3 protein-coding genes, 1 rRNA gene and 1 other annotated feature are annotated in these 6,694 nt (G+C 32.0%); of the genes, 3 read left to right on the top strand and 1 reads right to left on the bottom strand.

Annotated features, from left to right (window positions below; all coding sequences use genetic code 11):
- Window positions 1-89: ribosomal RNA gene (gene rrf / locus KPL54_RS24480) — 5S ribosomal RNA — on the top strand; the annotation flags it as partial.
- A gap of 154 nt (window positions 90-243) precedes the next feature.
- On the opposite strand, the gene ilvA is transcribed toward rrf, so the two are convergent.
- Window positions 244-1,488 (bottom strand): threonine ammonia-lyase, encoded by a 1,245-nt coding sequence (ilvA, locus tag KPL54_RS24475; protein WP_216109114.1) that lies wholly within the window; start codon window positions 1,486-1,488, stop codon window positions 244-246.
- Window positions 1,489-1,553: 65 nt separating this feature from the next.
- Window positions 1,554-1,786, bottom strand: a binding site (T-box leader).
- 176 nt (window positions 1,787-1,962) lie between these two features.
- Between ilvA and KPL54_RS24470 the strand changes: the two genes are divergently transcribed.
- Both KPL54_RS24470 and KPL54_RS24465 read left to right on the top strand, forming a co-directional pair.
- Window positions 1,963-3,960: a methyl-accepting chemotaxis protein gene (locus tag KPL54_RS24470; RefSeq protein ID WP_216109116.1), complete on the top strand. Its 1,998-nt coding sequence runs from the start codon at window positions 1,963-1,965 to the stop codon at window positions 3,958-3,960.
- Between the two features lie 158 nt (window positions 3,961-4,118).
- Window positions 4,119-6,683: a Ryanodine receptor Ryr gene (locus tag KPL54_RS24465; protein WP_216109113.1), complete on the top strand. Its 2,565-nt coding sequence runs from the start codon at window positions 4,119-4,121 to the stop codon at window positions 6,681-6,683.
- Window positions 6,684-6,694: the final 11 nt, after the last annotated feature.

The raw sequence follows: 6,694 nt of genomic DNA, 5'->3' as shown, positions 1-6,694 counted from the left end.
CCGTTCCCATACCGAACACGAAGGTTAAGCTTCAATGCGCCGATGGTACTGCAGGGGTGACCTTGTGGAAGAGTAGGTTGTCGCCAGGTTAACAAAAACACTAAGTTTATTTAGTGTTTTTATTTTGTCCAAATTTAAATTAAGCTTGATTTTGAGAGAATATTTATATTCTCATCTGGTGGGCATATGATAATATTAGAAATAGAGGTAGCGCTTGCTATCTCTATTTTTATAAACAATGAATTAGTATATTTTATTAACTTTATATCCTTCTTTACCTAATGCATTTATAATGGCAGCAACATGATCATGACCATTTGTTTCTACAGTAATTTCAAGTTGGACTTGCATAAAGCGGTCATTAGTTTTAAATTGATTATGGTCTAGTTTAACTACATTAGCATTTGCGCTTGCTAGAATAGTTGAAACCTTGACTAATTCTCCGGGAATATCCGACATTTCTAAACTGAAGCAGAAGAGTCTTCCCCTTGAAACTAAACCTTTATCTATCATTGAGGATATTGTAACAACGTCAATATTTCCACCGCTTAAAACGCAGGCTACTTTTTTACCTCTTTCTTTTATTTTCTTAAGTCCTGCAAATGATAAGGCACCAGAAGCTTCTGCAATAAGTTTGTGCTTTTCTAAAAGAAGAAGAAAGGATTCCATTATATCAAAGTCTGAAACAGTTACAATTTCATCTACGTAATTTCTGATGATTTCAAAAGATAGGTCTCCAGGTTTTTTTACAGCCACACCATCAGCTATAGTGCAAACTGTTTCAAGGTGGACGACTTTTTTACAGTCAATAGAATCCTTCATTGCTTTTGCACCTTCAGGTTCTACACCTATTATTTTAATGTTTGGGTTCAAGGCCTTTGCTGCAAGTGCAATTCCTGCAATTAAGCCACCACCACCAACAGGCACAAGAATACAATCAATGTCTTCAATTTCTTCTACTATTTCGGAGGCTATGGTACCTTGGCCATACATTACATCCAAATCATCAAATGGATGTACAAAAACATAATTATGCTCTTTCTCTAATCTTTTTGCTTCTGTATAAGCTTCATCATAACAATCTCCAAATAAAACTACAGTTGCGCCATAGCTTTTTGTGGCTTCAACTTTAATAAGAGGGGTTGTTTTAGGCATTACTATGGTAGCTAAAATACCTAACTTTTGCGCAGAATATGCAACTCCTTGTGCATGATTTCCAGCAGATGATGCAATTACCCCTCTTTTTCTTTCTGAGGGTGTTAAGCTACATAACTTATTATAGGCTCCACGAAGTTTAAATGCGCCAGTTATTTGTAGATTTTCAGGCTTAATATAAACCGAATTTCCAGACTCATTACTAAATACATCACTGTATATAAGGCCCGTTTTTAAAGTCACACCTTTTAAATTTGCCTGCGCCTTTTGAATTTCTAAAAGATGATGATCCAATGTCTGATTTGATAATGATTTTAATGCTGATTTTTGCATATATAAGCCTCCTATGTTTTTAGTTATATTATTTTATAATAAAAAAACTCGTCCTTGGATATAAATCCAAGGACGAGTGTTAATCGCGGTACCACCTTAATTGTATCTTAAAAAAGATACCTCTATTTTCGGTTCGTTAAAACCTAAGCCTTTTATCGGGGCTAACCGGCTTCCCTTACTTTGTTCTGGCAAGCAGCTCTGGAGTGATTTGTAACTTTTACTTAGTATCGACTCTCAGCAAACATCGACTCTCTGTAACTTAAGTTGATAAAATTATACTCTCCATCTTCGCATTAATAATATACTTAATTTAAGAAGAAGTTTAACATTAAAGATTAAAAAAGTCAATAAAAAAAAATCAAAACAGATAATTTTGTATTTTTTATATAAATTAATACAAATATAGAGGTTTATTTATATTTGTGAAGAATATTGTAAGTGAATCAAAATAAGAATGGCTTGGGGGTAATTAAAATTAAATCTAAAAAAGTAAAACTAAACAGTATTCGTACTAAATTAATTATTAGTCTAGTATCAATTTGTATAATACCATTAATTATACTAGGTATTGGTTCTTATAGACAGTCAAAATCAATTCTTAATAATAAATTAACGGTAACAAGCACACAAACACTTACAGAAATAAATAATGGATTATCTAATTATTTAAATGGATTTTCAAATATGCTTTCATTGACATCAAATAATTATAATTTTATTAATGTTGATACAGGTAATAATATAAATTATATACCCGATTTATTAAAAGGTGTAACAGAGAGTAACAAAGATATACTTGATATATCTTACGGAACTACCACTGGCAAGTTTAATACATATCCTAATGCTAAAATGTCTCCTGGTTATGATGCAACTAAAAGCTCTTGGTATAAACAAGCTTTAGAGCACAAAGGGCAAGTTATAATAACTCCTGAATATATAGATGATGGAACAAAAAAGAATATTATTACACTAGCGAAAACAGTGGAAAAAGATGGGAAAGTGGTTGGCGTTGTAGAAATAGATTTAACATTAAACACACTTGCAGAGCAAATATCCACAAAGAAATTAGGAAATACAGGATATGTGTTTATATCAGAAACGTCAGGTAAGGTTTTAGCTCACCCGGTAAAGAAACTTATTAACACATATACGGCTTCGAAGTTACCGTTTTGGAATAATGCAAAGTCGCAAAATAGTGGTTTCGTTAATTATGATGATAATGGTTCAAAGAAATTTGGAGTATATCAAACAAATGAATTAACAGGTTGGAAGTTAGTGGCTACTTTAGATCAAAGTGAACTATCGAATGACACAAAGTCTATAATACATACAACTTTATTAATTATATTAATAATGGGATTAATCTCTATAGGTATGTCTTTAGTGTTAAGTAAGGGAATAGCTTATAATATTCATAATCTAAAAGATGTTTTTGCAAAGGCTTCAAATGGAGACTTAACGGTATCTATTAAAGCATCAACAAAAGATGAATTTGAAGATTTAGCTATATCATTTAATTCTATGATGAAAAATATATCTGGAATTATGAACAATGTTACAAACTCATCAAAGACGGTAGCTGAAACTTCAACGACTCTTGCAAGTATGTCGGAGGAGGTAACAGTTTCTATAGGTGAAGTTTCAAGTGCAATAGAGCAAGTGTCAATAGGCGCAACTCAGCAAGCTCAAAATGCTCAAGATGGTGCTTTAGCGATGGACGATTTGTCAAATAGATTAGATAAAATTAGTAATAATTCAAATGAAATGGATAAAATTTCGACTGGGACTAAAGATTTAGGAGCAAAAGGACTGTCAATGATGGACACCTTAATTGAAAAATCAAATAAAACTAAATCATCAACTAAAGAAGTTAATGAAATAATACAGGATATGAATGAGAGCACTAAGCAAATAAATGCTATTTCTGAAACATTAGTAAGTATTACAGAGCAAACTAATCTTCTATCATTAAATGCAAGCATAGAATCTGCACGGGCCGGTGAAGCAGGTAAGGGATTTGCCGTAGTTGCTGGAGAAATAAGAAAACTTGCGGAACAATCAAAAAATTCAACAGAGGATATTAAAGGCATTATTGCTAATATTCAGAAAAAGTCAAATACAGCGGTAGATGCAATTAAATCAACTGAAACAGTAGTAAATGAACAGGAGTTGGCGGTAGGTGAGACTAAAAATATATTTAGTGAGATATTAAAATCAATTGATATCATGATTACTAAAGTTGAAGAGATAAAGATATCTATTGTTGATGTAAATGAGAAAAAACAATCTACAGTGTTAGAAATTGAGAATATTTCATCTATATCAGAACAAACGGCAGCTGCGTCAGAGCAAGTATCCGCTTCGACTGAAGAAATAACAGCAACAATGGAGGAGTTTGCAAAACACTCTAGTGAACTTCAAACATTATCTGAGAAATTAGATAATGAAATAAAGAAATTTAAAATATAATAGAATTTATAAAAGATATCTATCCAAAAGTGATAGATATCTTTTATACGAGATTAATTTATGAAAGTATTGAAATATGATGTTATGATTGGTAGAATGAAAAGTAAATATAATAGCGATAATGCTTATACTAGTGTTATTAAAATAGGAGTTTAAATATGAGTAATAAAAATATAAAGATTGTTGTAACAGGGGATATATGTATAAATTTTGTGCAGAGGATAACACATCCTCAGAGTGATATAGGCCTTAATTGGCAAACTCATTTAAATATGCATACTGCTTTAAAACCAGGAGAGGCTTTGCTTTTATCAAAGCTGGTATCACTATCAACAGGAGCATCGGTAATCTCACCACAGATGCCAGATCTAAAACTAATAAAAAGAGGAGAGTTTCTTAGCTCTACTGCGGAACTTGAACGTTTTCCTATATTTGATGACAAAAATAATAATGGAAAAGTGTACAGGATAAAGCGTCTTATGGGATTTACTGGACCAGCATCTGGAAAACCCAGGTTGCTTCCGATTATTAACGATGATCCAAAGGTAGACATAATTATATTAGATGACGAAAATAATGGATTTAACTCAAGTGAAGAATTTTGGCCTATAGCGTTAAAAACGCCCGAAGCAGCGCCAATAATTTTATATAAAATGAATAATCCAATTGATTCTAGTGTGCTTTGGAAACATCTTCAAAAAATACATAATGAAAATACTATAGTAATTATAAATGTTGACGATTTACGTTCTAAGGGAGTTAATATAAGTAAAAGTCTATCTTGGGAAAGAACAGCACAAGATTTTGTGTGGCAAATTAATAACAATCCCAACCTTGCTTTTCTTGCTAATTGTCATCATCTTATAGTACCACTTGGTCTTGAGGGCGCAATCTACTATAGAACTGATGGTGTACCAGAAGTTAAATTGTATTTCATTCCATATGAATTTGAAGGAGGTTTTATTAAAGAATCTCAAGGCAAAATGTATGGGCTTACATCTTCTTTTGTTGCAGGACTTGCAAGTGCTATAGTTTCGGGGATTCAAGAGAACGAAGAGTTAACAGAGTCAATAAATAGTGGTATACGACAAGGTACTATTTCAGCTCAAAAATGTTTTATAGAGGGTTTTGGTGGAGATGTTTCAGAATCTCCATTTCCAAGTCCTGCTATATTTATTGAAAAGGAAGACGATTTTATACTTAGGGAGAATGTTCAGGATGTAATAGTGCCATCTTCACCTAACCCTAATTGTCGTGCTTGTTGGTATATTTTAAAGGATAAAAGTTCTACTAATCTAGAAGAAATAGCTTATGATATTGTTAAAAATGGAGTAAAGAATGCACTTAAATTTATACCAATAGCGCAGTTTGGAAAGTTAACTACAGTGGATAAGGCTGAAATAGAAAGCTATAGGAGTATTAAAAATCTTATGCTTGAGTATATCTCAACTAAAAATACAGTTAGACCACTATGCATTGCAGTGTTCGGTACTCCAGGGTCTGGAAAATCTTTCGGAATACTTGAAGTAGCTAATAGCATTGCGTCAAATATAATCACTAAGCTTGATTTTAATTTGTCCCAATTTAGTACACCGCTTGATTTAGTAAACGCTTTTCATAAAGTACGTGATATTGCACTACAAGATAAAATACCGCTAGTATTTTTTGACGAATTTGATTCTTTTATTGAAGGAAAACTTGGATGGCTAAAATATTTCTTGGCACCAATGCAAGATGGTATATTTAGAGAAGGGGATTCTATTCACCCTATTGGGAAAGCTATTTTTGTATTTGCTGGCGGAACAAGTAGTACATTTAAAGGATTTTGTGGAGAAAACATTGAAAATGAAAAAGAACAAAAGCAGTTTTTACTTGAATTTAAAAGCGCAAAAGGTCCTGATTTTATAAGTAGGTTAAGAGGATATGTAAATATTCTTGGACCAAATCAAACTGATGATAAGAGGGATCAGTTATTTATAATTAGAAGAGCAATGCTTCTACGTTCACTGTTAGAGAGAAAAGTTCCTCATCTTATAAATGATAAAAAAGAGACTCAAATTGATAATGGAGTATTAAGGGCGCTTCTCAAAATACCAAGGTATAAGCATGAATCAAGATCTATGGAAGCTATACTTGAAATGAGTATGTTAACTAATGCTACAAAATGGGAACAATCTGATCTACCATCTAAAGAACAGTTAAAACTACATGTAGATGAAGAACAATTTTTACGTCATTTAATGCATGATGCATTTTATAGTGAGAAAATTGAAAGGCTTGCGATAGCTATATATGAAAATAGCAGTAAGTTGGATGGAAATATTAAAATGACATGGCAGGATCTTAGTGAAGATTTTAAAAAGTTTAACCGTAATCAAGCTAAAGACATTCCTAATGCTTTACTTAAAATTAATTATGATGTTGTTTCAGTTAAAGATAAACCGACATTTAATGAATTTACAATTAAAGAATTAGAAGTGTTAGCTGAAATGGAATATACACGACTATACCATCTTAAAAAAAGGAGTGGGTGGAAGTATGGAACAGTTAAAGATTATACGCTAAAAACTGATCCGACACTTGTCTCTTGGAATAAATTAATAGAAGATAAGAAGAAGAAATTATACCAAGTAGTTAAAATCTGGCCGGAAATATTGGCACAATCAAATTTTAAAATGGAAAGACTAGATTATATCTGTGAATGTGAGAGTAAGAATAAATGACTAACCTTAAG

Source organism: Clostridium estertheticum (assembly GCF_018861295.1).
GTDB classification, from domain to species: domain Bacteria; phylum Bacillota; class Clostridia; order Clostridiales; family Clostridiaceae; genus Clostridium_AD; species Clostridium_AD estertheticum_D.
Note: the sequence above shows the minus strand (reverse complement) of the source record. Positions and strands in the feature narration are given on the sequence as shown.